Annotated in this window: 20 protein-coding genes; 10 read left to right on the top strand and 10 right to left on the bottom strand. The window is 58.0% G+C overall.

Translation table 11 applies throughout. The annotated features are described in order from the left end of the window. The first annotated feature begins 45 nt into the window (after positions 1 to 45). The 5 genes from ilvG (at position 46) to ilvA (ending at position 6,357) form a co-directional block, all read left to right on the top strand. Positions 46 to 1,692, top strand: coding sequence for an acetolactate synthase 2 catalytic subunit (gene ilvG, locus S7A_RS03450; protein ID WP_009087987.1), 1,647 nt, complete (start codon positions 46 to 48; stop codon positions 1,690 to 1,692). Next, the gene (ilvM, locus tag S7A_RS03445) at positions 1,689 to 1,946 is read left to right on the top strand and encodes an acetolactate synthase 2 small subunit (protein WP_008926359.1); all 258 of its coding nucleotides are present in this window, start codon (positions 1,689 to 1,691) and stop codon (positions 1,944 to 1,946) included. Before ilvG ends, ilvM begins: the two co-directional genes overlap by 4 nt. An 18-nt stretch (positions 1,947 to 1,964) precedes the next feature. Beyond that, entirely contained in the window at positions 1,965 to 2,894 is a 930-nt protein-coding gene (locus S7A_RS03440) for a branched-chain amino acid transaminase (RefSeq protein ID WP_009087986.1), read from the top strand. A 62-nt stretch (positions 2,895 to 2,956) separates the two neighbouring features. Then, positions 2,957 to 4,807, top strand: coding sequence for a dihydroxy-acid dehydratase (ilvD, locus tag S7A_RS03435; protein WP_009087985.1), 1,851 nt, complete (start codon positions 2,957 to 2,959; stop codon positions 4,805 to 4,807). A gap of 2 nt (positions 4,808 to 4,809) precedes the next feature. Continuing rightward, positions 4,810 to 6,357, top strand: coding sequence for a threonine ammonia-lyase, biosynthetic (gene ilvA, locus S7A_RS03430; protein WP_009087984.1), 1,548 nt, complete (start codon positions 4,810 to 4,812; stop codon positions 6,355 to 6,357). Here ilvA and ilvY read toward each other — a convergent pair whose 3' ends face one another. Beyond that, positions 6,358 to 7,239 carry an HTH-type transcriptional activator IlvY gene (gene ilvY / locus S7A_RS03425; RefSeq protein ID WP_009087982.1) on the bottom strand — a complete coding sequence of 294 codons (882 nt, stop codon included), beginning with the start codon at positions 7,237 to 7,239 and terminating at the stop codon, positions 6,358 to 6,360. 161 nt (positions 7,240 to 7,400) lie between these two features. Between ilvY and ilvC the strand changes: the two genes are divergently transcribed. Further along, positions 7,401 to 8,876, top strand: a complete 1,476-nt coding sequence (gene ilvC / locus S7A_RS03420; RefSeq protein WP_009087980.1) for a ketol-acid reductoisomerase — start codon at positions 7,401 to 7,403, stop codon at positions 8,874 to 8,876. Between the two features lie 655 nt (positions 8,877 to 9,531). On the opposite strand, the gene S7A_RS03415 is transcribed toward ilvC, so the two are convergent. The 3 genes from S7A_RS03415 to S7A_RS03405 form a co-directional block, all read right to left on the bottom strand. Beyond that, a complete protein-coding gene (locus S7A_RS03415; RefSeq protein ID WP_009087978.1) occupies positions 9,532 to 10,863 on the bottom strand; it encodes an MFS transporter in 1,332 nt (443 codons plus the stop codon). Positions 10,864 to 11,135: 272 nt separating this feature from the next. Next, positions 11,136 to 12,155 carry an inner membrane protein YhjD gene (yhjD, locus tag S7A_RS03410; protein WP_009087977.1) on the bottom strand — a complete coding sequence of 340 codons (1,020 nt, stop codon included), beginning with the start codon at positions 12,153 to 12,155 and terminating at the stop codon, positions 11,136 to 11,138. A gap of 45 nt (positions 12,156 to 12,200) precedes the next feature. Then, positions 12,201 to 13,100, bottom strand: coding sequence for a LysR family transcriptional regulator (locus S7A_RS03405; RefSeq protein ID WP_009087975.1), 900 nt, complete (start codon positions 13,098 to 13,100; stop codon positions 12,201 to 12,203). A gap of 115 nt (positions 13,101 to 13,215) precedes the next feature. On the opposite strand from S7A_RS03405, the gene S7A_RS03400 reads away from it, so the two are divergent. After that, the gene (locus tag S7A_RS03400; protein WP_009087973.1) at positions 13,216 to 13,974 is read left to right on the top strand and encodes an SDR family NAD(P)-dependent oxidoreductase; all 759 of its coding nucleotides are present in this window, start codon (positions 13,216 to 13,218) and stop codon (positions 13,972 to 13,974) included. Positions 13,975 to 14,011: 37 nt separating this feature from the next. Here S7A_RS03400 and S7A_RS03395 read toward each other — a convergent pair whose 3' ends face one another. Further along, positions 14,012 to 14,860, bottom strand: a complete 849-nt coding sequence (locus S7A_RS03395; RefSeq protein WP_009087971.1) for a PhzF family phenazine biosynthesis protein — start codon at positions 14,858 to 14,860, stop codon at positions 14,012 to 14,014. 108 nt (positions 14,861 to 14,968) lie between these two features. Here S7A_RS03395 and S7A_RS03390 point away from each other — a divergent pair, with 108 nt between their 5' ends. Further along, the gene (locus tag S7A_RS03390) at positions 14,969 to 15,592 is read left to right on the top strand and encodes a glutathione S-transferase family protein (RefSeq protein WP_009087970.1); all 624 of its coding nucleotides are present in this window, start codon (positions 14,969 to 14,971) and stop codon (positions 15,590 to 15,592) included. Here S7A_RS03390 and S7A_RS03385 read toward each other — a convergent pair. Next, positions 15,559 to 17,046, bottom strand: coding sequence for a PLP-dependent aminotransferase family protein (locus S7A_RS03385; protein ID WP_009087968.1), 1,488 nt, complete (start codon positions 17,044 to 17,046; stop codon positions 15,559 to 15,561). The genes S7A_RS03390 and S7A_RS03385 overlap by 34 nt on opposite strands. Positions 17,047 to 17,180: 134 nt before the next feature. Between S7A_RS03385 and S7A_RS03380 the strand changes: the two genes are divergently transcribed. Beyond that, a complete protein-coding gene (locus S7A_RS03380; RefSeq protein WP_009087966.1) occupies positions 17,181 to 17,768 on the top strand; it encodes a LysE family translocator in 588 nt (195 codons plus the stop codon). On the opposite strand, the gene S7A_RS03375 is transcribed toward S7A_RS03380, so the two are convergent. The 3 genes from S7A_RS03375 to S7A_RS03365 all read right to left on the bottom strand — a co-directional run bounded on the left by S7A_RS03375 (position 17,765) and on the right by S7A_RS03365 (position 22,855). Further along, positions 17,765 to 20,149 carry a phosphoketolase gene (locus S7A_RS03375; RefSeq protein WP_009087965.1) on the bottom strand — a complete coding sequence of 795 codons (2,385 nt, stop codon included), beginning with the start codon at positions 20,147 to 20,149 and terminating at the stop codon, positions 17,765 to 17,767. The two genes, S7A_RS03380 and S7A_RS03375, sit on opposite strands and share 4 nt — an antisense overlap. 126 nt (positions 20,150 to 20,275) lie before the next feature. Next, the gene (gene mqo / locus S7A_RS03370) at positions 20,276 to 21,889 is read right to left on the bottom strand and encodes a malate dehydrogenase (quinone) (RefSeq protein WP_009087963.1); all 1,614 of its coding nucleotides are present in this window, start codon (positions 21,887 to 21,889) and stop codon (positions 20,276 to 20,278) included. Positions 21,890 to 22,399: 510 nt separating this feature from the next. Next, positions 22,400 to 22,855, bottom strand: a complete 456-nt coding sequence (locus S7A_RS03365) for a carboxymuconolactone decarboxylase family protein (RefSeq protein WP_009087962.1) — start codon at positions 22,853 to 22,855, stop codon at positions 22,400 to 22,402. Positions 22,856 to 22,912: 57 nt separating this feature from the next. Here S7A_RS03365 and S7A_RS03360 point away from each other — a divergent pair, with 57 nt between their 5' ends. Beyond that, positions 22,913 to 24,358 carry a PLP-dependent aminotransferase family protein gene (locus tag S7A_RS03360; protein WP_009087960.1) on the top strand — a complete coding sequence of 482 codons (1,446 nt, stop codon included), beginning with the start codon at positions 22,913 to 22,915 and terminating at the stop codon, positions 24,356 to 24,358. Here S7A_RS03360 and S7A_RS03355 read toward each other — a convergent pair. Beyond that, positions 24,348 to 24,590, bottom strand: coding sequence for a DUF1158 domain-containing protein (locus S7A_RS03355; RefSeq protein WP_009087958.1), 243 nt, complete (start codon positions 24,588 to 24,590; stop codon positions 24,348 to 24,350). The two genes, S7A_RS03360 and S7A_RS03355, sit on opposite strands and share 11 nt — an antisense overlap. Positions 24,591 to 24,865 lie beyond the last annotated feature (275 nt).

Genomic DNA, 24,865 nt, shown 5'->3' with positions numbered 1-24,865 from the left:
TAGCATAAAATTCTGTTGTTCCCGTCAGGACACAGGAGAATAGCGATGACAGGTGCTCAGTGGGTAGTTCAGGCTTTACGCGCGCAGGGTGTTGATACCGTATTTGGTTACCCGGGCGGCGCCATCATGCCGGTATACGACGCGCTATACGATGGCGGCGTAGAACACCTACTGTGCCGTCATGAGCAGGGGGCGGTTATGGCCGCGATTGGCTATGCGCGCTCCACCGGCAAAACCGGTGTCTGTATTGCCACCTCCGGCCCTGGCGCTACCAACCTGATCACCGGTCTGGCTGATGCCATGATGGACTCCGTGCCGATCGTTGCGGTAACCGGTCAGGTCTCGTCTGCGTTTATCGGTACTGACGCTTTCCAGGAGATCGACGTGCTGGGGCTGTCCCTGGCCTGCACCAAACATAGCTTCCTGGTTGAGTCGCTGGATGAGCTGCCCGCTATCATGGCTGAGGCTTTTGCCATGGCGCAGTCAGGGCGTCCGGGTCCGGTACTGGTTGATATTCCCAAAGATATTCAGATTGCGCAGGGTGAACCCGCACCGCATCTGGTTTCGGTTGAGGAGGAAGAGTCGCTGCCGCATCATGCTATCCGCGAGGCGCGGGCAATAATGACCCAGGCCAGAAAACCGATGCTCTATGTTGGCGGAGGCGTGGGCATGGCGCAGGCGGTTCCGGCACTGCGTGCATTCGCAGCAGAAACCGGCATCCCTGCCGTTGCGACCCTGAAAGGTCTGGGCAGCGTCGATGCGCAGAGCGAGGTTTATCTGGGCATGCTGGGGATGCACGGCACCAAAGCCGCTAACTATGCTGTTCAGGCGTGTGACCTGCTGATTGCGGTCGGTGCCCGTTTTGACGATCGGGTGACCGGCAAGCTGGATACCTTCGCGCCGCACGCCAGCGTGATTCATCTCGACATCGACCCCGCAGAGTTAAATAAGTTACGTCGCGCGCACGTCTCACTGCAGGGCGATCTCAACGCGCTGCTGCCCGCGCTGAGTCAGCCTTTGCACATCGACGCCTGGCGCGACGAGGTGAAGGCACTCAAGGCCAGTCATGCCTGGCGCTACGATCATCCAGGCGAGGCAATCTATGCACCGCTGCTGCTGAAGCAGCTCTCCGAGCGCAAACCGGACAGCGCGGTGGTCACCACCGATGTCGGACAGCACCAGATGTGGACGGCCCAGCATATGGCCTTCAGCGCGCCGGAGAACTTCATCACCTCCAGCGGCTTAGGCACGATGGGCTTTGGTTTGCCTGCCGCCATCGGTGCACAGGTCGCCCGTCCGGAAGATACGGTGATCTGCGTCTCGGGCGACGGCTCAATCATGATGAATATTCAGGAGCTGGGCACCATTAAGCGCGGAAAGCTGCCGGTCAAAATCGTGCTGCTGGATAACCAGCGTCTGGGCATGGTACGTCAGTGGCAGCAGCTCTTCTTCGACGGTCGCTACAGCGAAACCAATCTCTCTGACAATCCCGACTTCCTCACGCTGGCCAGCGCTTTCAATATTCCCGGCCAGCGCATTACCCGTAAAGATCAGGTCGACGCCGCACTTGATGCTCTGCTGAACAGCGAAGGTCCTTACTTCCTGCATGTTGCAATTGATGAGCATGAAAACGTCTGGCCACTGGTACCGCCGGGTGCCAGCAATGCAAACATGATGGAGAAAACCGTATGAACCAGCATCAATTGTCTATCGAAGCCCGCTTCCGCCCTGAAATATTGGAGCGCATTTTACGCGTCGTGCGCCACCGCGGTTTTCAGGTCTGTTCTATGAACATGGCCTCAGTCGCCAACGCGGAAAACATTAATATTGAAATGACCGTTGCCAGCCAGCGCTCCGTCGATTTACTGTCTTCGCAGTTAAGTAAATTGATTGACGTTGCATGCGTTCAGATTCAACAACAGACAACACAACAAATCCGCGCCTAGCCGCGAGAGGGAATAACAATGAGCACGAAGAAAGCAGACTTTATTTGGTTCAATGGCGAGATGGTTAAGTGGGAAGAGGCGAAGGTCAGCGTCATGTCCCACGCGTTGCACTATGGCACGTCGGTGTTTGAAGGCGTCCGCTGCTACGACTCTCACAAAGGACCGGTTGTGTTCCGCCACCGTGAACACATGCAACGTCTGCACGACTCCGCCAAAATCTACCGTTTCCCGATTAAAAGCAGCGTTGATGAGCTGATGGAAGCTTGCCGCGAAGTCATCCGCGTGAACAAACTGAAAAGTGCTTATATCCGTCCGCTGGCCTTCGTGGGCGATGTGGGCCTGGGCGTGAACCCGCCAGATGGCTTTACCACCGACGTGATCATTGCAGCCTTCCCGTGGGGCGCGTACCTGGGTGCGGAAGCTCTGGAAAACGGCATTGATGCTATGGTCTCCTCCTGGAGCCGTGTGGCGCCGAATACCCTGCCAACTGCCGCAAAAGCGGGCGGTAACTACCTCTCCTCACTGCTGGTGGGCAGCGAAGCCCGTCGTCATGGCTATCAGGAAGGTATCGCGCTGGATACCAATGGCCTGATCTCAGAAGGTGCGGGCGAAAACCTGTTTGAAGTGAAAGATGGCGTGCTCTTTACCCCGCCATTCACCTCTTCCGCTCTGCCGGGCATCACCCGCGATGCCATCATCACCCTGGCGCGTGATATGGGCATTGAAGTGCGCGAGCAGACCCTGTCGCGTGAATCCCTCTATCTGGCTGATGAAGTGTTTATGTCTGGTACCGCTGCAGAAATTACCCCGGTGCGCAGCGTTGACCGTATTCAGGTGGGCGAAGGCAAATGTGGCCCGGTGACCAAACGCATCCAGCAGGCCTTCTTTGGTCTGTTTACCGGCGAAACCGAAGACAAATGGGGCTGGTTAGATCCGGTTAATCCATAATCAGATACAGCGCGGGCGTCATCTGACGTCCGCGAGCTTTTTCTTACTGGAGTAAATAGAGCATGCCTAAGTACCGTTCCGCCACCACCACCCACGGCCGTAATATGGCGGGTGCCCGTGCCTTATGGCGCGCGACAGGAATGACCGATGACGATTTCGGTAAGCCGATTATCGCTGTGGTTAACTCATTCACCCAATTTGTCCCGGGCCACGTTCACCTGCGTGACCTTGGTAAACTGGTCGCCGAACAGATCGAAGCATCAGGCGGTGTGGCTAAAGAGTTCAACACGATCGCGGTGGATGACGGTATTGCCATGGGTCATGGCGGCATGCTGTATTCACTGCCTTCGCGTGAACTGATTGCTGACTCGGTCGAGTACATGGTGAACGCACACTGCGCCGACGCCATGGTCTGTATCTCCAACTGCGACAAAATCACGCCGGGGATGCTGATGGCGTCACTGCGCCTCAATATCCCGGTGATCTTCGTTTCAGGCGGACCGATGGAAGCCGGTAAAACCAAGCTTTCTGACCAGATCATCAAACTGGATCTGGTGGATGCGATGATTCAGGGTGCCAACCCGAACGTCAGCGACGCCGACAGTGAGCAGATCGAACGCTCTGCCTGTCCGACCTGCGGCTCCTGCTCAGGCATGTTTACCGCGAACTCAATGAACTGCCTGACCGAAGCACTCGGCCTGTCGCAGCCAGGCAACGGCTCCCTGCTGGCCACTCACGCCGATCGTAAAGAGCTGTTCATCAACGCCGGTAAGCGCATCGTCAGCCTGACCAAACGTTACTATGAACAGGATGACGTCAACGTGCTGCCGCGGAGCATCGCCAACAAGGCCGCTTTCGAAAACGCCATGACGCTGGATATCGCCATGGGCGGTTCCACTAACACCGTACTGCACCTGCTGGCAGCCGCGCAGGAAGGCGATATCGACTTCAATATCTCTGACATCGATCGCCTGTCACGCAAAGTCCCTCAGCTCTGTAAAGTCGCGCCAAGTACCCCGAAATACCACATGGAAGATGTGCATCGCGCGGGTGGTGTCTACGCGATTCTCGGCGAGCTGGATCGCGCAGGTCTGTTCGACAGCAGCGCCCGAAATATCCTGCAGCAGACGATGCGTGAAACGCTGGATCAGTACGACATCATGCTGACCAGCGATCAGGCGGTAAAAGAGATGTTCCGTGCCGGTCCGGCAGGCATCCGTACCACCCAGGCATTCTCGCAGAGCTGCCGCTGGGACACGCTGGATGATGACCGTGCTGAAGGCTGTATCCGTACCCGCGAAAACGCCTATTCGCAGGATGGTGGTCTGGCCGTACTCTACGGCAACATCGCAGAAGATGGCTGTATCGTTAAAACCGCAGGCGTAGACAAAGAGATCCTGACCTTCACCGGCCCGGCTAAAGTCTACGAAAGTCAGGATGATGCTGTTGAAGCGATCCTGGGCGGCAAAGTGGTGGCCGGCGACGTGGTCGTGATCCGCTACGAAGGGCCAAAAGGCGGGCCGGGTATGCAGGAGATGCTCTATCCGACCACCTATCTGAAATCGATGGGACTGGGCAAAAGCTGCGCCCTGATCACCGACGGTCGTTTCTCTGGTGGCACCTCTGGTCTCTCTATCGGTCACGCCTCACCTGAAGCGGCAAACGGCGGCACCATTGCGCTGGTGAAAGATGGCGACACCATTGAGATCGACATCCCGAACCGCGGCATCAGACTTGCCGTGCCGGATAATGAACTGCACGCCCGCCGTGAAGAGCAGCAGGCACGTGGCGATGCGGCCTATACGCCGATCAATCGTCAGCGTGAAGTCTCGTTCGCGCTGCGTGCTTACGCCTCACTTGCGACCAGTGCTGATAAAGGCGCTGTCCGCGATAAGAGCAAGCTGGGAGGCTGACCATGGCCGAGTCTCAACCGCTACCCGACGCACCCTGCGGCGCCGAGTATTTGCGCGCGGTGTTGCGTTCACCGGTGTACGAAGTCGCACAGGTAACGCCGCTGCAGAAGATGGAAAAAATCTCATCGCGTCTTGGCAACACCATTCTGGTGAAGCGGGAAGATCGCCAGCCGGTGCACAGCTTCAAGCTGCGCGGTGCTTACGCGATGATTGCCGGCCTGAACGAAGAGCAGAAAGCGCGCGGCGTGGTAACGGCCTCCGCCGGTAACCATGCACAGGGCGTGGCGCTCTCCGCCAGCAAGCTGGGCATTAAGTCATTGATCGTGATGCCGCTGGCGACAGCCGATATCAAGGTGGATGCGGTGCGCGCGTTTGGCGGTGAGGCTTACCTGTTTGGTGCCAACTTTGATGAGGCGAAAGCCAAAGCGATCGAACTGTCGGAACAGCGCGGCTACACCTTCGTGCCACCGTTTGACCATCCGGCAGTGATTGCCGGACAGGGCACGCTGGCGATGGAGTTGCTGCAACAGGATGCGCATCTGGATCGGGTCTTTGTCCCGGTTGGCGGGGGCGGTCTGGCAGCCGGTGTGGCAGTGCTGATTAAACAGCTGATGCCGCAAATCAAAGTGATTGCGGTGGAGTCAGAAGATTCAGCCTGTCTGAAGGCGGCGCTTGAGGCAGGTCATCCGGTCGATCTGCCCCGCGTCGGGCTGTTTGCCGAAGGCGTGGCGGTGAAGCGTATCGGCAGCGAGACCTTCCGCCTGTGCAAAGCGTATCTTGACGACATCATCACCGTCGACAGCGATGCCATCTGCGCAGCAATGAAGGACCTGTTCGAAGATGTCCGTGCCGTGGCGGAGCCTTCCGGGGCGCTGGCGCTGGCGGGCATGAAAAAGTATATCCAGCAGCATGAGATCAAAGGCGAACGGCTGGCGCATGTCTTATCCGGGGCCAACGTCAATTTTCACGGCCTGCGATATGTCTCTGAGCGCTGCGAGCTGGGCGAACAGCGAGAGGCGCTGCTGGCTGTGACCATCCCGGAACAGCAGGGGAGCTTTTTACGCTTCTGCCAGACGCTGGGCGGGCGTGCCATCACGGAGTTCAACTACCGCTATGCTGACGCAGATAAAGCCTGCATCTTTGTTGGTGTCAGGCTGACCCGTGGCGTCGAGGAGCGCAGCGAGATTATCAGCGAACTGACCCACGGCGGCTATCAGGTGGTCGATCTCTCTGATGATGAGATGGCAAAGCTGCACGTGCGTTACATGGTGGGCGGACGACCTTCCAAACCGCTGCGTGAACGGCTTTTCAGCTTTGAATTCCCGGAGGCACCCGGCGCGTTGCTGAAGTTTCTGCAGACGCTTGGCACGCACTGGAATATCTCGCTGTTTCACTACCGCAGCCACGGCACTGATTATGGCCGCGTGCTGGCGGCCTTTGAACTGGGCAGCGATGAGCCGCGTTTCGAAGAGCATCTCACCGATCTGGGCTATGACTTTCATGATGAAAGCCAGAACCCGGCGTTCCGCTTCTTCCTGTCAGGCAACTGATTACAGCTGGCTCCAGAAGGCACTGATCAGCGGCTCACCGAGCCGCTTTTTTTGTACGCAGATGCCGAGTTCAAACGGCGCGACCGATTCAACATTTTCCAGCATCATCACGCGGTTACGCACCGGTTCCGGGCTGTTTTCCAGCACCACATGCGGCAGCAACGCAATGCCACATCCCAGTGCCACCATCGAGACAATCGCTTCATGCCCCGACACCGTGGCGTAAATCAGCGGGTTAGGAATGCGATGGCGGCGGAACCAGAGATCGATACGCCGCCGTGCCGGGCCCTGGTCCGGCAGAATAAACGGAATCTGTGCCCAGTCTGGCTGAGGCTGTGTAGCCTGAGTGCGAACGGCACAGGGTAAGGCGGGCGCAATCAGGACCAGCGGGATCAGCCCCAGTGGCATAAAATCAATGCTGGCTGGCAGCGTTTCAGGGCGTCCGGCAATCGCCAGATCGGCATCACCGGAGTGAACTTTTTCCAGCGCATCCGCGGCATCGCCGGTATTCAGTTTAATTTCCACCTGCGGATGTTCGGCGCGAAAGCGGTCGAGGATGGGCGGCAGATGGCTGTAGGCCGCCGTTACCGAGCAGAACAGCCGCAGCTCGCCGCTGAGTGACGGACCATTAAGATCCATGACATGACGCAGTTGCTGATACTGCAGCAGCGTCTGCTGGGCAAACTGACGCAGGCGCTCACCCGCCTCCGTCAGTGTGACGGTACGGTTATCACGCAGAAACAGCGCATGGCCGACATCCTCTTCAAGCCGCTGGATCTGGCGTGACAGCGTGGAAGGGCTGACGTGCATAGCACGCGCGCTGCGCCCGAAGTGGCAGCTTTCTGCCAGATGAAGAAACAGTTTCAGATCCCGTAAATCCATATGCGCGTCGCCTCTGGGTGGTGTTGCATTTATTGCAATGTGACGTTGTTAATATATCAATTTAAGCAACAGAATTCCTGTCATATGATGGGGTCATTCGCGGCGCTGCATGACACGCCGTTCCTGAACAAAAAAAGCAAACACAACTTACCGGAGTACCCATGGCTAACTATTTCAACACACTGAATCTGCGCAATCAGCTGGCGCAATTAGGCAAATGTCGTTTCATGGCGCGCGATGAGTTCGCAGATGGTGCGAGTTTCCTGAAGGGCAAAAAAGTCGTTATCGTTGGCTGTGGCGCACAGGGCCTGAACCAGGGTCTGAACATGCGTGATTCCGGTCTGGATGTCGCCTATGCACTGCGTGCTGAAGCGATTGCTGAGAAACGCCCTTCATGGCGCAAAGCGACCGATAACGGTTTCAAAGTGGGTACCTACGAAGAGCTGATCCCGCAGGCGGACCTGGTGGTAAACCTGACGCCAGACAAACAGCACTCTGCAGTGGTTCAGGCTGTTCAGCCGCTGATGAAAGATGGCGCTGCGCTGGGCTACTCACACGGCTTCAACATCGTTGAAGTGGGCGAGAGCATTCGTAAAGATATCACCGTCGTCATGGTGGCACCGAAGTGTCCGGGTACAGAAGTGCGTGAAGAGTATAAGCGTGGCTTCGGTGTTCCGACCCTGATCGCCGTTCACCCGGAAAATGATCCAAAAGGCGAAGGCATGGCGATTGCTAAAGCCTGGGCAGCCGCAACCGGTGGTGATCGTGCTGGCGTGCTGGAATCCTCTTTCGTGGCAGAAGTCAAATCTGACCTGATGGGTGAGCAGACCATTCTGTGTGGCATGCTGCAGGCGGGTTCACTGCTCTGCTTCGACAAGCTGGTGGCGGAAGGTCATGACGCGGCTTACACCGAAAAACTGATTCAGTTCGGCTGGGAAACCATCACCGAATCGCTGAAGTTCGGCGGCATCACCCTGATGATGGATCGCCTCTCAAATCCGGCAAAAATCCGTGCATACGCGCTGTCTGAGCAGCTGAAAACCATCATGGCTCCGCTGTTCCAGAAGCACATGGATGACATCATCTCGGGTGAATTCTCTTCCGGTATGATGGCCGACTGGGCGAACGACGACAAAAACCTGCTCACCTGGCGTGAAGAGACCGGTAAAACTGCGTTCGAAAATGCGCCGCAGTTTGAAGGTAAGATCGACGAGCAGGAGTACTACGACAAAGGTGTCGTCATGGTCGCCATGGTCAAAGCGGGCGTGGAGCTGGCGTTTGAAACCATGGTTGATGCGGGCATCATCGAAGAGTCTGCTTACTATGAATCCCTGCACGAGCTGCCGCTGATTGCTAACACCATTGCCCGTAAGCGTCTGTACGAAATGAACGTGGTTATCTCTGATACCGCCGAATATGGTAACTACCTGTTCTCCTTCGCCGCTGTACCGCTGCTGAAAGAGTTCATGACCACGCTGCAGCCAGGCGACCTGGGTGAAGCCACTGAGGGAACGCAGGTAGACAACGCGCAGCTGCGTGACGTCAACGAAGCGGTTCGCCAGCATCCGATTGAAATCGTGGGCCGCAAACTGCGTGGCTACATGACCGACATGAAGCGTATCGCTGTCGCAGGCTGATAAGCGGCACCCCCGTTTTCAGCAAAACAAACCCCGGCTTGCCGGGGTTTTTTGTTTGCTGACAATGCCTGTCGCTGGTGGGACGGAGCCTTCACTGGCCTGTACTGCCTGTATCGCTGTGAGACCGAGCCTGCACAGGTAACACGCTCAGATCGGAAAGGCGCTTAAGCCAATCCCTGGCCGCTCGGCCCGCGCGATTACGCACCTCATTCCTGAGGTGCGCCCGTAAACGGGCCAACGCGTTGCGTTGTTCAAAAACGCTCCCGGCGTTTTTATCCGGGCGGCGGGACGCTTTCCTCTTCTGACCGTGTTGCCAGTGTCCTCAGACTTCTTAATTGCTGTAAGAATTACCCCGCCCATTAGCACGATGCAGGATCTTCAAACAGACAGCCAATCAACTTAAAGCGATGGGAGCATACGCCTGTAGCCAAAGCATAGCGGGCCAGGGATGGCCCGCGCTGAGCCCGCCAGGGATGGCGTCTTTTGCGTCTTTGCGGAGGGCGTATGCTCCCTGAGCCGGTAGCCTGACCATAAGGCGATGTTTTTAAACTCCCCAGGGTCAAAGTATGTTCCCTAAGCTGCCTTAGATTGACTAAACCCAACCCATAAAAAAACCCGGCATCTGCCGGGTTTTACTGACCTTCATCCCACCGGACTACACGTCATACAGCGTCTGGTGACGCGTCTCTTTACAGGCGAGCAACGCAATCAGTGTCAGCACCGCCATCGACGCCAGATAGAACCCTACCGCCTGCAAGCCGTAACTGGCATTCAGCCAGGTCGCGATGTAAGGCGCAACCGAGGCACCCAGAATTGAGGAGAGATTGTAGGAGAACGAGGCACCGGTATAACGCACTTCGGTCGGAAACAGCTCCGGCAGCAGTGCGCCCATCGGGCCAAACGTCAGCCCCATAATGCTCAGACCCAGCAGCAGGAACGCCATCACCAGCGCCTGTGAACCCGAACCGAGCATCGCCGGGAACAGGAACGAAAACGCGATAATCATCAGCGTGATGGTAATCATGGTCTTGCGACGACCAAAGCGATCCGCCAGCACGCCCGCAATCGGCACCATCACGCCAAAGCCAATGACCGCCAGCATCAGCATCCACAGCATACTGTTACGCGGAATGCCCAGACCCGCTGGCGCTGGCGTGGTGCCGTAACTCATTGAATAGACGGTCATGATATAGAACAGCGTATAGGTCGCCAGCATGATAAAGGTGCCGAGAATGGTCGCAGTCAGGTGCCTGCTCAGCAGCGCCGCAATCGGTACCCGAACCTGCTTCTGCTCTTTCTGCACTTTGGCAAACACCGGACTTTCATGCAGCGAAACGCGCACATAGAGGCCAATCAGCACCAGTACGGCAGAGAGAATGAAGGGAACGCGCCAGCCCCACTGCATAAACTGCTCGTCAGTCAGCAGCCACGAGAGCAGCAGAAAGGTGCCGTTAGCAAAGAAAAAGCCGATCGGCGCGCCCAGTTGCGGGAAGGAGCCATAGAGGGCACGTTTCTTCGCCGGAGCATTTTCCGTTGCCAGCAGCGCTGCGCCACCCCATTCGCCGCCCAGGCCCAGCCCCTGACCAAAACGCGCCAGCGCCAGCAGCAGCGGCGCCATCACACCAATGGTTTCATAGCCCGGCAGCAGGCCAATCACCACGGTGGAGATCCCCATGGTCAGCAGCGAGGCAACCAGGGTGGCCTTACGTCCTACGCGGTCGCCAAAGTGACCAAACAGGGCAGAGCCAATCGGACGCGCAATAAAGGCGATAGCGAAGGTGGCGAGCGACTGTAGCGTGGCGACGGTGGCATCACCCTGCGGGAAGAAAATATGGGGAAAAACAATCACCGCAGCCGTGGCATAAATATAAAAGTCGAAGAATTCGATGGCCGTGCCGACCAGTGAGGCTATCACCACTTTACTGCGTGAGTTAACCGGTGCGGGGTCCTGCTGTTTGTCGAGTGTGTCTGAGAGGGAGGCTTGCATAACTGTTTCTTATTTGTAAATACAGACAAAGAATCTTACGCACCTGACTGACCGCATTCAATGGCGAAAACCCGCGCCGCGCCTGGCTTCAGCGGGCAAAAAGAGGATAATTTCTGTGGTGCGGCGAATGCCGGGTGATACCGGGGTAAACCGGACGATATCTGGCGGGATACTCTGTGAAAGGGCTAAATAAAAGTGACCCCTCAGCTATTCATCCTGTTATCTGAATAAAAAATAGCCGAGGGGAGGTGTTTTCCGCTGTTGTTAACAGATCAGGAGGTTTTGCGTCGTGCTGCGCTGCCCGCTTCAGGCATCTGCGGATCGTCTTTATATTTAGCTGTGGCGATCCAGGCCGCACAGAACAGCGTCAGACGGGCGAAGAAGTAGAAGAACGCCATCAGGCCGAGCACGGAACCAAAGGCCGCTCCTGAAGGGGAGGTTGCCAGCTTTGGCAGGGTCAGCGTCATGACAAACTTGATCACCTCAAAACCGATGGCCGCCAGCAGCGTCCCGCGGAACAGCGCCTTCTTGCGTGGCTTATGTCGTGGCAGGATCCAGAAAATCCAGAGAAACAGCAGGTAGTTAGCCAGCACAGAAATCGAGGTGGCGATAATGGTCATCGCAGGCCGCAGCCAGTCGATGCCATCCAGCCCCAGGGCGCTCACGATGGTCGCCTGGGCAGACCCCGCCACTGAGGTCAGCGAAAGCGTAATGATCAGGGCCAGCATCAGGCCGGTCAGCGACAGGAAATCGCGGATGTAGCGTTTCCAGATCTTCTCCTGGTCATCAGGATTGCGTTCCCAGACGTCGCGCGACTGGGCGCGAATGGCTTCCCGCAGATTCCCCATCCAGTTCAGACCGGAATAGAGCGCCAGCAGTAAACCGGAGATCCCCACCGTGGCGCGCTGCTGAATGGCGGTATTCACCGTATTCTTCAGCGTGGTCGCCAGCGTCGGGTCGCTGATGCTGCTGACGATTTTATTGATGATATCGGTCAGCAGATCCGGATTGGAGGCGAGTACAAAACCCACAGCGGCAAACGACACCATCAGAATCGGGATCAGCGATAAAAATGAGAAATAGGTAATGGCCGCACCAAACTGGCTGCCGAGCCGGTCGTTAAAGCGCTCAAGGGCACGGATAAAATGCGCCACCGCCGGAATGGCCTGAAACCAGGCGGCAAAACGCGACACGCGGACAATCGACTGGTCCACGGTCTGATTGCCGGTTTTAATGTCGATAAGCGGTTTCTCTGGCTGTGTATCCTGCGAATGTTCCTGCTTGTCTGTCATAGACCTTCACTGTCCTGTTTGTCATTAAAATCAGAGTATAGTCGCTCAGGTGACGTACTCCTGCAGCACCTGACTCAGCCACTCCATAAAAACCCGCACGCGACGCGCCACATTGCGCCGGTGTGGATAGAGCAGGTGGATCGGCATGGGCCTGGCGGGGAAGCGATGCAGCACCTCGACCAGCTCGCCATTTTCCAGCAGGGGCTGAATGCCGGCCGCCGGCACCTGAATAATGCCTAATCCTGCCAGACAGGCGGCGCGATAGGTTTCGGTGCTGTTCACGGTCACCGCGCCGCCGGTGTGAACATAGTGGCACTGCCTGCCATCAAAATATTCAAAACCCGGTGCGGCCTGGCCCAGCTGCTGGCTGTAGTGGACCATCGCATGCTGCGACAGCTCCTCCAGCCGGACCGGCATCCCGAAACGCGAAAGGTAGCCAGGGCTGGCGCAGTTGATCAAGGTGTGGGTGCCAATTTTTCGCGCGATCAGTCCCGAATCCTTCAGCTCGCCGACCCGGATAACACAGTCAAAGCCTTCCCGGATCACATCCACCTGACGGTCACTGCTGCTCAGTTCAATCTCTACGCCAGGGTAGTGCTGCAAAAATTCCGGCAGGCGGGGAAGGATAAAACCGGTCGCCATCGCGACGGACATATCGACCCGCAGCTTGCCGCTGAGCGTGGCGGGATCGTGCTGGAACAGACTGTCCATATCGTCGATCATCGACAGCAGGTCCAGACAGCGATCGTAATAGACCAGTCCATCCTGAGTCAGTTGCACCCGGCGCGTGGTGCGATGCAGCAAACGGGTTGCCATTTGATTCTCCAGCGCCTGTATCTGCCGCGATACGCTGCCTTTAGGCACACCTAAACTCTCTGCCGCGCGGGTAAAACTGCCCATTTCGGCCACCCGCACAAAAACCTGCATTGCGTGAATTTTGTCCATGTTGTTCACCGATTGTTGTTTTTATTGAAACAGTGATGCGCTTTTTACACTGTTTATAGATCAATAATTCGCGAATATCCTTAACACGTGTTCAACTTTTCAACAGGTGTGAGAGATGAATCAGAAAGTTGCGTTAATTACCGGTGCAAATCGCGGTTTAGGCCGTAACGGCGCGTTAAAACTGGCTGCCAGAGGCACCGATATCATTCTGACCTACCGCACTCATGCCGAGGAGGCGCAGGCGGTTGTCAAAGAGATTGAGGCGATGGGACGGCGTGCAGTGGCGCTGGCGCTGGATGTCGGCGACACCGGTCAGTTTGATCGCTTTGTCGGGCAGGTGAAAGAGGCCCTGCAGCAGCAGTGGCAGCGGGATCGCTTTGACTATTTAGTGAACAACGCCGGGCACGGTCATTATAAGCCGTTTACCGATACCACGGAGGCGGAATTTGACGCCCTGGTGAATGTCCATTTCAAGGGGCCCTACTTTCTGACCCAGAAGCTGCTGCCGCTGATCAACGACGGAGGGCGCATCCTGAACATCTCCAGCGGTCTGACCCGGCTGGTCTATCCGGGCTCTGCGACCTATGCATCGATGAAAGGGGCGATGGAGGTGCTGACCCGCTATCAGGCGAAGGAGCTGGGGGCGCGCCGGATTCGGGTCAATATTCTCGCACCCGGGGCGATAGAAACGGACTTCGGCGGAGGCCGGGTGCGTGACACCCGGGAGATTAACGATCAGATTGCTGCACTGACGGCGCTGGGCCGGGTGGGATTACCGGATGACATCGGCGATGCCATCAGCGCGATTCTCAGTGATGAAACCGGCTGGATCACCGCGCAGCGCATCGAAGCCTCAGGCGGGCAGGGCATTTAACCCCCGGCGGCATCGCGGCCCGCCGATGCCGCCAGCCTTACAGCGCGATTGTGCCGTCGATGACGGTGACGGTATGGCCGCCAATCCAGATCGTGCCACTATCGAAGGTCACGTTTACCCGACCGGCACGCTGCAGCGCCGTGCCCTGACGCACACGATAGCCCGTGGTCTGTCCCGCCATGGCAAAGTAACGTGCCAGACAGGCGTTGGCACTGCCCGTCACCGGGTCTTCGGTCAGGCTGCCATTCTCGACCAGCAGGGCGCGTACTTCATACTGCTCCTCTTCTCCCTGCGGCAGGCGACCAAATGTCATTATCCCCGATACGTCCGCCTGTTTAAGCAGACGCTCGAGTTCGCTGACGCTGGGCTGCAGCGCCAGCACCGCGTCGCCGCTGGTCATCGGCACCAGCAGCCAGCGGATACCCATATCAACCACCGTCGGGCTTTGCGTCAGATCGAAAGCCTCGCTGTTTAACGCTTTCGCCATCAGCGCATCCTGCCAGGGTGTCAGCGTGGCAGCCGGGGCGGCAAACGCCAGTTCACCCGTCTCATTAATCTTCACCGTAACGTTACCGACGCCGCACTCCTGCACAATCTCACCGGGTGTGCGGGTTGGCCAGCCGGCCTCCAGCAGGGCGTGCGCCGTACCCAGCGTGGGATGACCGGCAAACGGCAGCTCACCTTCAACGGTAAAAATGCGCACCCGATAGTCGGCTTCCGCATGCTCAGGCGGCAGCACAAAGGTGGTCTCCGACAGGTTAGTCCAGCGGGCGATGGCGGCCAGCTGACTGTCGCTTAACCCCTGCGCATCCATAATGACCGCCAGCGGATTGCCGTTAAAGGCTGATGAGGTAAACACATCGACTTGCTTAAACGCGACCTGCATGGTGACTCCTTGCTGAGGGTGTTCAGGGTGGCCTTTTCTCTGCCAGATGATTGCTTATAACAGCTAACAGCGTTATCAATAAGTTAAAGATTCTACCGGAGACTCTGCATGTTAACGATCCTGGGACGCGCCTCCTCAATCAACGTGCGCAAAGTATTATGGCTGTGTGACGAGCTGGATCTGGATTACCAGCGCGAAGAGTGGGGCGACGGTTTCCGCTCCACTCATCTGCCGGAGTTCATGGCACTCAATCCGAATGCGATGGTGCCGGTGCTGAAAGATGATGACCTGGTCATCTGGGAATCTAACGCCATCCTGCGCTATCTGGCGAATGCCTATGGCGGCGAGTGGCTTTATCCGCCTAATCCGCAGGCGCGTGCACCGGTCGATCAGTGGATGGACTGGCAGGCCACAGAACTGAATACCTCCTGGCGCTACGCTTTCATGTCGCTGGTAAGAAACTCTCCGGCTCATCAGGATCCGCGCCTGCTGGCAGCGGCCTGCAAAGGCTGGGCGCACACCATGAGCATCCTTAATCAGCAACTGGAAAAAACCGGTCGCTACGTTGCCGGACGCAATTTCACCCTGGCCGACATTCCGATTGGTCTGGCGGTAAACCGCTGGTTTGAGACGCCGCTTGAGCATCCCGATTATCCGGCGGTTCGCACCTATTACGAGCGCCTGACCGAACGGCGTGGTTACACCGTCTGGGGCCGTAACGGGACGCCCTGAGCCTCACCAGCCGGGAGTCCTGACAGTTCACAGGCAATCTCTCCGGCGCGCTGAATTGCCCGGCTATAGCGCGCATCAAACGGATAACAGCAGGAGAGACGCAGCGCATGGTTGTAACGCTCGCTCAGAGAATAGAGCGCGCCAGGCGTGACGCAGATCTGCTCCTGCAGCAGCCGGTCAAACATCTCCGTGGTCTTCACGTTGCCGGGTAACTCGACCCAGAAGACGAATCCTCCGCGCGGCAGCGTGGCGCGGGTGCCCTGCGGGAAGTAGCGGGCGATCAGTCCCCGCGCCTCATCCAGATTGGCTGCGTAGCGACGGCGCAGGGTGCGCAGGTGGTGATCGTAACCGCCGGACGCAAGAAACTCCGCCAGTGTTTCTGACAGCAGGGCCGATTCAGCCATCGACGAAACCGCTTTGAGCCGGGCAATCGCGTCGTGAAAACGGCCGGCAGCGGTCCAGCCAATCCGGAAGTCGGGTGCTACGGTTTTGGTGAAGCTGGTGCAGTAGATCACCCAGCCATCGCGATCAAACGCTTTCACAGCGGGCGAGAGGGGCCAGTCGAACTGCAACTCGTCATACAGTCCATCCTCGATCAGCGGAACGTGGTAAGTATTCACTAACTTTGCCAGCCGCTTCTTGTTTGTCAGCGACATGCCGCAGCCCAGCGGGTTCTGCACACCGGGCATGGCAATCAGTGCCTTGATGCGCTGCTCCTGCAGCAGCATCTCCAGCGCATCCAGCGACAGGCCATGCTGCGGATCGGTGGGGATTTCCAGCGCTTTAAGGCCCAGCGACGCCAACAGTGGAAACAGGAAGAAGTAGGTCGGCGACTCCAGCCCGACACAGTCGCCGGGCTGCGTGACCGCACGTAATGCCAGCTGCAGGGCTTCCATGCAGCCGTGGGTCAGGGTGATCTCATCGGCGGTCAGCCGCTGTCCGGCGTGCAGCGCCCGGCGCGCAATCTCCTCCCGTAAGCGCTCACTACCGGGCGGAAGCGCATAGCGCCCGATCAGATTGGGATGACGGCGCAGCAGTGAAGCCGTGATCCGGGCGATGCGGGTCGCAGGGAAAAGTTCACTGTCCTGCGGGCAGGCCAGCGAGATATTGATGTAGTCGGGATGGTTCTGTGCGGCAAACACCTTATCAATCAGGTCGAGTTTACCGCTGCCGGGGTCGCGTACCCGGGTCTTATGCTCACCGTGACGGGTCACGGCGGGCAGCACGCCGCGCACGTAGTAGCCCGACTGCGGCCGGGCCTCAATCAGACCGCGATCTTCCAGCAGCTGCCAGGCATTCAGCACCGTATTCACACTGACCTGATGGGACTGAGCGACACGCCGGATCGCTGGCAGGCGTTTGCCAGGTTTCAGCGTGCCCTGGTGGATAGCCTCAGCGAAGCTGTCCGCCAGCTGCTGATAAAGACGCTGATCGGAAGAGGGAGCAAGGGACACAGTAGCCTCCGGATTGGATGGGTACAATTGCTGCAAACGTAAACTGTAACCATCACAATAGTGATTTTGTGTCACTGTTACCATTCATTTCCGCGCCGTAGCATAGAGCTCTGTCCACTTTCAGGAGCGCCACTATGCTTGATCCCTCTTTCTTCAGTTACGTCACCGTCATGTCGATTACGCCAGGCCCGAACAATCTGTTGCTGGCGACCTCCGGGGTCAATTTTGGCATGCGGCGCACCCTGCCGATGATGTTCGGCATTCTACTGGGCTGTGCGGTGCAAACGGTGATTGCCGGAATGGCGCTGGAGGTGCTGCTGCACTGGATGTCGGCGATTCGCCTGCCGCTGACGCTGGCAGGCTGCACCTATCTGTTGTGGCTCTCCTGGAAGATATTTCGTGCTGACGCCCCCGAAACGCGCACCCGGCCGCAGCCGATGACGCTGCTGGGTGGCGCCTGTTTCCAGGCGATTAACCCCAAAGCCTGGCTGATGGCCAGCAACGTGGCACTGCTCTACAGCGCCAGCAGCGGCGTTGTAACGGTAATGATCTGCTTCATGCTGCTCAATCTGCCCTGCATCCTGATCTGGGCTGCGCTGGGCGACCGCCTGCGCAGCCATCTGCAGATTGCCTGGAAGCGCCAGCTGTTTAACAGCCTGATGGCGCTGTCGCTGGTGGCGACCACCGTCTGGATGGTGACCGACGCGCTGCAGGCCGCTTAGTCAGGCGCGCCTGGTGCAGTGGCGGATGGCCATTTCCAGTTCTGCACCTCCGGCAGATCCTCGCCATGTTCGCGGACATATTGGTGATGCGCGGCCAGACGCTGCTGCAAATCCTCCAGCAGCGCGGGATGAGCATCCGCCAGCCCGGGCACGCGCAGAATCGCCTCCTGCGCCAGATGATAACGGTCCAGTTCGTTAAGTACCGTCATATCAAATGGCGTGGTGGTGGTGCCCTCTTCATTGAAGCCACGCACGTGGAAGTTGCGATGATTGGTGCGCTGATAGGTCAGGCGATGCACCAGCGTCGGATAGCCGTGGAAGGCAAAAATCACCGGTTTATCCTGCGTAAACAGCGCATCAAATTCCGTATCGGATTTGCCATGCGGGTGCTGATCCTGCGTCTGCAGCGCCATTAAATCGACCACGTTTACCACCCGAATCCGCAGTTCAGGCAGCATCTCGCGCAGCAGATCGACGGCCGCCAGGGTTTCCATGGTGGGCACATCACCGGCACAGGCCATCACCACATCCGGCTGTGCATTATCGGGCGTGGTGCCTGCCCAGCGCCATTCGCCCATGCCCGCTTCGCAGTGGGTTATGGCACTGGCCATGTCGAGCCACTGCGGCGCAGGCTGTTTGCCCGCCACAATGACATTAATGCGGTCCCAGGTGCGCAGGCAGTGGTCGCCTACCCAGAGCAGCGTATTGGCATCGGGCGGCAGATAGATACGTACGATGTCCGCTTTCTTATTGGCAACGTGATCGATAAAGCCGGGGTCCTGATGGCTGTAGCCATTGTGGTCCTGGCGCCAGACGTGCGAAGAGAGCAGATAGTTGAGTGAGGAGATGGGCTTACGCCAGCCCAGCTTACGCGTGACTTTCAGCCACTTGGCATGCTGGTTAAACATGGAATCGATAATGTGGATAAAGGCTTCATAGCAGTTGAACAGCCCGTGACGGCCGGTCAGGAGATAGCCCTCCAGCCAGCCCTGACACTGATGCTCACTGAGAATTTCCATGACGCGGCCATCGCGCGCCAGCTGCTCGTCGTAGAGCTCTGTTCTTTCCAGCCAGGTGCGGCTGGTCACGTCGAAGACCGGCGTCAGGCGGTTTGAGGCGGTTTCATCCGGGCCAAACAGCCGGAAGTTGTCGCGGTTTCGCTGAAACAGCACGCTGAGGTAGCGTCCCAGATACTCGGTAGCCTGCGCCATCTGTGAACCCGGTTCGCCGACCTCGCAGGCAAACGCGGCGAGCTCCGGCGTCTTCAGCTCACGGCGCAGCAGGCCGCCATTAGCGTAAGGCGAAGCCCCCATGCGCTTGTCGCCCTCCGGCGCCAGCGCCTGCAGCTCCGGCTTCAGGCGACCCTGTTCATCGAACAGATCATCCGGCTGATAGCTTCGCATCCACGTTTCCAGAATCTGACGATGACCTTCATCTTCACGACAGGCGGCGACCGGCACCTGATGCGCCCGCCAGAAATCCTCTACTTTTTTGCCGTCGACCGTTTTGGGGCCGGTCCAGCCTTTGGGGCTGCGCAGGATAATCATCGGCCAGCGCGGCACATCGGTCGTGGCGCTGCCCTGGCGCGCCTCACGCTGGAAGGCGGTGATTTTTGCCAGAGCATTGTCCAGCGCTTCCGCCATCAGCGGATGCATTTTCTCCGGCTCATGCCCGCTGACAAACAGCGGTTCATAGCCGTAACCGCTGAACAGCTGACGCAGATCTTCATCGCTGCTTCGACCCAGCAGCGTCGGGTTAGCAATCTTGTAGCCGTTGAGATGCAGAATAGGTAACACCGCGCCATCACGTTGCGGATTGAGAAATTTGATGCCGTGCCAGCTGGACGCCAGCGGTCCGGTTTCCGCTTCGCCGTCGCCAATGACGCAGGGCACCACCAGGTCGGGATTATCGAAAGCCGCGCCAAATGCATGAGAGAGCGAATAACCCAGCTCCCCTCCTTCATGAATTGAGCCAGGCGTCTCCGGGGCCGCGTGGCTGGGAATGCCGCCCGGGAAGGAGAACTGTTTAAACAGGCGCTGCATGCCCGCCGCATCCTGGCTGATGTGCGGATAAATTTCGCTGTAGCTGCCCTCCAGCCAGGTGTTAGCCACCATGCCGGGGCCGCCGTGCCCGGGTCCGCAGATGTAGATCATGTTCAGATTTTGCTGCCGGATAATCCGGTTGAGGTGGGCATAGATAAAATTCAGCCCTGGCGTGGTGCCCCAGTGGCCCAGCAGGCGCGGTTTGATATGTTCCGGCCTGAGTGGCTCGCGCAACAGCGGGTTATCCATCAGGTAGATCTGCCCGACGGAGAGGTAGTTCGCCGCCCGCCAGTAGCGGTCAAGCAGCGTGAATTCCGGTGAAGCAGGGGAGTAAGACATGCCTTTTCCTCCTGAGTGTTCAGCTAAAAGATCTCTTAACCCTAATAGAGAAACCCCAGGACGACCAGGCAACCGGCCAATAAAAAAGGCCCCGCTGTGCGGAGCCTTTTTATCAGCGGTGCGGAATTACTTGCCGACAACGAACGCGGTTTCACGTCCTTCATCGTTTGCCGCCATCGGTGTCACCGGCGAGTAGTCGAGCTGCAGAATACGGCTGGTTTCGGCCAACACTTTCTCTGTCAGGGCCACGTCACCGTTCAGCTTACGACCCCAGGAAGGGATGACGGCGCGGATTTTATTCTGCCATTCCGGCGTGGCCATCTGTTCAGGACAGACCTTATGCAGCAGTTCCAGCATGATCGGTGCCGCTGTCGAGGCGCCTGGGGAGGCGCCCAGCAGCGCTGAAATCGTCCCATCCTGTGAGGCGACCACTTCGGTGCCGAGGCGCAATACAGCACCCTCTTTCTCATCCTTCTTGATGATCTGCACACGCTGACCGGCCGTCACTAACCGCCAGTCCTCCTGCTTCGCCTGCGGCACATAGGCGCGCAGGGCGTCCATACGGTCGCGATCGCTTTGCAGCACCTGATCCATCAGGTATTTCACCAGATCGAAACTTTTCAGCCCCACTTTCACCATCGGCAGCATGTTGCTGCTGTTCAGAGAGGTGAACATATCCATCAGCGAACCCTGCTTCAGGAACTTAGTGGAGAAGGTGGCGAACGGGCCAAACAGCAGCACCTGCTTGCCATCCAGTACGCGGGTGTCAACGTGCGGCACGGACATCGGCGGTGCGCCGACGCTGGCTTTGCCGTAGACCTTGGCCATATGCTGCGCCACCACCTGCGGATTTTCCGTCACCAGGAACGAACCCCCTACCGGGAATCCGGCGTAGCCGTTCGCTTCCGGGATACCGGCCTTCTGCAGCAGCGGCAATGCCGCGCCGCCAGCGCCGATAAAGATTTTGCCCGCTGTCAGCGTGCGGCGGTTGCCGCTGTTCAGACACTGCAGCGTCACCTGCCAGCGCCCGTCGGCGAGCTGTTTCAGGTCACGCACTTCCTGACGCAGACGCAGGCGGAAGTTCGCCTTCTTCTCTAAGGAGGCGATCAGCTGACGCGTTACTTCACCGAAGTTCACATCGGTGCCCATCTCCGTCCAGGTCGCGGCCACTTTCTGACGGCGATCGCGGCCATTCATGACCAGCGGGATCCAGCGCGCAATCTGCTGCGGATCTTCGGAGTAGGCCATGCCCCGGAACAGGGTGCTTTTCTGCAACGCCTGATAGCGTTTGCGCAGGAATTCGACGTTGTCGTCTCCCCAGACAAAACTCATGTGTGGCGTGCTGTGAATAAAGCTTTTGGGATTGCGCAGGTTGCCTTTCTGGACCTGATAGGCCCAGAACTGGCGGGAAATCTGGAACGATTCGTTGATCGTCACCGCTTTAGAGATGTCGATGCTGCCATCCGCCTGCTGCGGCGTATAGTTCAGCTCGGCCAGGGCGGCATGACCGGTGCCGGCGTTATTCCAGCCGTTGGACGACTCCTCGGCCACGCTGTCCAGCCGCTCCACCATTTCGATGGACCAGTCCGGCGCTAAATCCTGCAGCCATGCACCGAGGGTAGCGCTCATCACACCTGCGCCAATCAGCAGCACGTCAACGTCTTTGCGCTCCTGCGCGGTAGTGGTGTCCTTTGCCATGGCACTCATCGCGAGCGCAAGGTTTACAGCTGAATTGCACATGAGGCGACATCTCCTCTTCTGTTGACCTGAAGCCCAACAGTTTTGCAGGCGAAATAGTCACGCTTCTTGCGAGCGCGTTGCGCTATTTCTCAAAGGTTAAGTCTCAGGTATAGGTTAAAGCGGTGATAACGGGTTAACTGCACGTTATGCTTTGTCATCCGAATATAACATTCTCACCCCTGAATTAAACATTTGTTTATTTTTTAAATGCAGAAATGATTCAGCATAAGAATTAATCATCAGCACGGCTGCGCGATTAGGGATTTTTTATTGTTAAGTCAGAGGGTTAACCCGGAAAGGATGTTGCGGAAAAGCGCCATGATGGTGCAACGGCAGAATCGATATGAACGGTACGGAATTATTTAATTATCTGAATTTTAGCGATTTATTATGCAATGCGGAATAGTTTGAATTGTCGACAAAGCAGCCAGATAGCCTCTTGTGTAAAAATAATGTTACATTTTTGTGAGTCTGAAAATGCGCGCGCAGCGGCGCACGCATCGGTTTCACTTATGACGCATTCGCACTGGCAGGCAGCTTTTTCAGACTTATCGCCATGCGGTTGTAGGTGTTCATCAGGCCAATGGCGATATTCAGATCGACAATTGCTTTGTCACTGAAGTGCTCCCTCAGCGCGGTATAACTTGCTTCCGGCGCGCCATGCTGTGCAATCAGCGTCAGGCACTCCGCCCACTGCAGGGCCGCTTTCTCTTTTTCACTGAACAGAGTACCGGATTCGTGCCAGACGGACGTCAGTACAATTTTATCCCAGCCGATCCCCGCCTTGTTCAGCGCTTTTGTATGCATATCAATGCAGTAAGCGCAGCCGTTAATCTGCGATATGCGCAGGAACAGCAGTTCCAGTAAAGTGAGCGGCAGATCGGTTTGTGACAGATAACCGTATACGCCGCTCAGTGCTTTCATGCCTGCCGGTGCTGCCTGGTGAAAATCGATACGTTCGCTCATCTTATTGCCTCCTGGGATTGATGAGGCGATTTTCGGCCTTTGAATGGAGCAGATAAAGTGCCAAAAAATGAGAGTCTGACTGGTCCATCCCCCCTTTTCTCGCTGACGCTGCAGCGCGGTACGCCGCGTGGGCTGAGCGAACAGCTGCGCCAGCTGATTGAGCAGGCGATTGGTGAAGGCCGTTTACAGCCGGGGGCGCGTCTGCCTTCCTGTCGCGATCTGGCCGCGCAGCTCGGTGTTGCCCGCGGCACCGTCCGTGCCAGTTATGACATGCTGGCCGATGGTCAGTTTCTGGAGACCCGGGGCGCGGCGGGCACCTTCGTCAGCACCCTGCCGCCATTAAAACCGGCCCGCTCCGATGCCGGGTGCCTTCCACCGCACTCTGCAGGCATCGAGGCGTTTGACGCGCCGCCGCTGACCTTCCAGATGGGAACGCCCGCCAGCGATGCATTCCCGGCCAAAGTCTGGCTGCGCATCCTGCAGCGGCAGGCACGAATGCAGGTCAGCCGGCCAGCCAGCTATCCCGATCCGCGTGGCAGTCTGGCACTGCGTCAGGCACTGGTGGCCTATCTGGCGGTGGCGCGCGGTCTGCGCTGTCAGGCGGAGCAGATCATCATTACCAGTGGCTATGCAGGCGCTATGGGGCTGATTGGCCTGGCGATGGATTTTCAGGGTAAAACCGCCTGGCTGGAAGATCCCGGATTCTGGCTGGCGCGCGGCGCGGTGGAAGCGTTGCGGGTCAGGCCGGTTGCGGTGCCGGTCGACGAGGAGGGGATGCAGGTCGCTGCCGGGATGACGCGTGCGCCGGACGCCGCTTTCGCGCTGGTGACGCCGGGCCAGCAGGCACCGCTTGGCATGACGATGAGCCTGGCGCGCCGCCATGCCCTGCTTGAGTGGGCCAGCCGCGAACAGCGCTGGATTATTGAAGATGACTATCTGGGTGAGCTCCAGCCTGGTCATCGCGCCGCGCCAGCGCTGGCCGCCCTCGACAGCGAGGGACGGGTCCTGCATATCGGCACGTTCAGCAAGACGCTGACGCCACAGCTGCGGCTCGGTTTTATAGTGGTGCCGCCTGCACTGGCTGCCCGGTTCGGTGAGGTGTGCGCGTTACTGGCACCGGCATCGGCAGGATTGCTGCACAATGCGGTCGCGGAGTTTCTGCGGGAAGGTCACTTCATGCGGCATCTGCGGCGGATGAAGCGTGTGTATCACGAGCGGCTGGAGCAGATGGTTGCCGCGCTGCACCCCCATTTTCCGGACCTGCAGCGCGCCGGGCTGGCGGTGATCGTTCGCCTGCCCTCCGGTTCCCCGGACCAGCTTATTGCTCAGCAGGCGGCAGAGTGGGGGATGGCACCCTCGCCGCTGTCACTCTGGTATCAGGATGCGGATCAGCGCTACGCAGGCCTGTTGCTGGGCGCGGCACATCTGCCGCGCGAAGGCTATGCCCGCAGCGCCGGACAACTAAAAGCGCTGGTGGACGCACATTGTGCCGTCAGGCCCTGAACCAGCGACGCCAGACAAAGCGGATAACGAAAAACTCCAGCGCGCCCAGCAGTAAAAACCAGATGCAGAACACGACCGTGTAAAGCTGATTGAGATCCTGCAGATGGAATAGCTGCAGCAGATGCTGCGCCACGGTCAGGCTGAAGGCGGGGGCGGGCAGCAGCAGCGCCGAGAGAAAACCCAGCAGCAGAATGCCACCAGGCACGATCAACGTTTCAAAAGGGTTATTCATTACCGGTATCCCATCATTATCAGCCCGGCATTTTCCGGTAATTGGCCGCGCGGTTCAATGGCGGTGTCGGGCGCAAAGGAGAATGGAGCGGGGATTCAGGCACTCAGAGTGGCCAGAAAACGCTTTGCCACCATCGACTTAGGTCCATTCATAGCGGAAGATAAGAGTTATAGCCTTTGCTATACTTAAATCCCTGATTTTGCTGTCTTTTTATCTGCGGGTTTGCATGGTAGACTGCGCGCACTTTTTCATAACTGAACACTTTGTGTGGTGAA

Origin of the sequence: Pantoea sp. Sc1 (assembly GCF_000255315.1) — a bacterium.
In the GTDB taxonomy this organism is placed as follows: Bacteria; Pseudomonadota; Gammaproteobacteria; order Enterobacterales; family Enterobacteriaceae; genus Pantoea; species Pantoea anthophila.
This window is presented reverse-complemented; position numbering and strand designations above follow the sequence as displayed.

What these genes read in the sequence shown, in the direction of transcription:
- ilvG (WP_009087987.1), top strand. Translation starts at nt 46, where the DNA reads ATGACAGGTGCTCAGTGGGTAGTTCAGGCTTTACGCGCGCAGGGTGTT.
- ilvM (WP_008926359.1), top strand. Translation starts at nt 1,689, where the DNA reads ATGAACCAGCATCAATTGTCTATCGAAGCCCGCTTCCGCCCTGAAATA.
- S7A_RS03440 (WP_009087986.1), top strand. Translation starts at nt 1,965, where the DNA reads ATGAGCACGAAGAAAGCAGACTTTATTTGGTTCAATGGCGAGATGGTT.
- ilvD (WP_009087985.1), top strand. Translation starts at nt 2,957, where the DNA reads ATGCCTAAGTACCGTTCCGCCACCACCACCCACGGCCGTAATATGGCG.
- ilvA (WP_009087984.1), top strand. Translation starts at nt 4,810, where the DNA reads ATGGCCGAGTCTCAACCGCTACCCGACGCACCCTGCGGCGCCGAGTAT.
- ilvY (WP_009087982.1), bottom strand. Translation starts at nt 7,239, where the DNA reads ATGGATTTACGGGATCTGAAACTGTTTCTTCATCTGGCAGAAAGCTGC.
- ilvC (WP_009087980.1), top strand. Translation starts at nt 7,401, where the DNA reads ATGGCTAACTATTTCAACACACTGAATCTGCGCAATCAGCTGGCGCAA.
- S7A_RS03415 (WP_009087978.1), bottom strand. Translation starts at nt 10,863, where the DNA reads ATGCAAGCCTCCCTCTCAGACACACTCGACAAACAGCAGGACCCCGCA.
- yhjD (WP_009087977.1), bottom strand. Translation starts at nt 12,155, where the DNA reads ATGACAGACAAGCAGGAACATTCGCAGGATACACAGCCAGAGAAACCG.
- S7A_RS03405 (WP_009087975.1), bottom strand. Translation starts at nt 13,100, where the DNA reads ATGGACAAAATTCACGCAATGCAGGTTTTTGTGCGGGTGGCCGAAATG.
- S7A_RS03400 (WP_009087973.1), top strand. Translation starts at nt 13,216, where the DNA reads ATGAATCAGAAAGTTGCGTTAATTACCGGTGCAAATCGCGGTTTAGGC.
- S7A_RS03395 (WP_009087971.1), bottom strand. Translation starts at nt 14,860, where the DNA reads ATGCAGGTCGCGTTTAAGCAAGTCGATGTGTTTACCTCATCAGCCTTT.
- S7A_RS03390 (WP_009087970.1), top strand. Translation starts at nt 14,969, where the DNA reads ATGTTAACGATCCTGGGACGCGCCTCCTCAATCAACGTGCGCAAAGTA.
- S7A_RS03380 (WP_009087966.1), top strand. Translation starts at nt 17,181, where the DNA reads ATGCTTGATCCCTCTTTCTTCAGTTACGTCACCGTCATGTCGATTACG.
- S7A_RS03375 (WP_009087965.1), bottom strand. Translation starts at nt 20,149, where the DNA reads ATGTCTTACTCCCCTGCTTCACCGGAATTCACGCTGCTTGACCGCTAC.
- mqo (WP_009087963.1), bottom strand. Translation starts at nt 21,889, where the DNA reads ATGTGCAATTCAGCTGTAAACCTTGCGCTCGCGATGAGTGCCATGGCA.
- S7A_RS03365 (WP_009087962.1), bottom strand. Translation starts at nt 22,855, where the DNA reads ATGAGCGAACGTATCGATTTTCACCAGGCAGCACCGGCAGGCATGAAA.
- S7A_RS03355 (WP_009087958.1), bottom strand. Translation starts at nt 24,590, where the DNA reads ATGAATAACCCTTTTGAAACGTTGATCGTGCCTGGTGGCATTCTGCTG.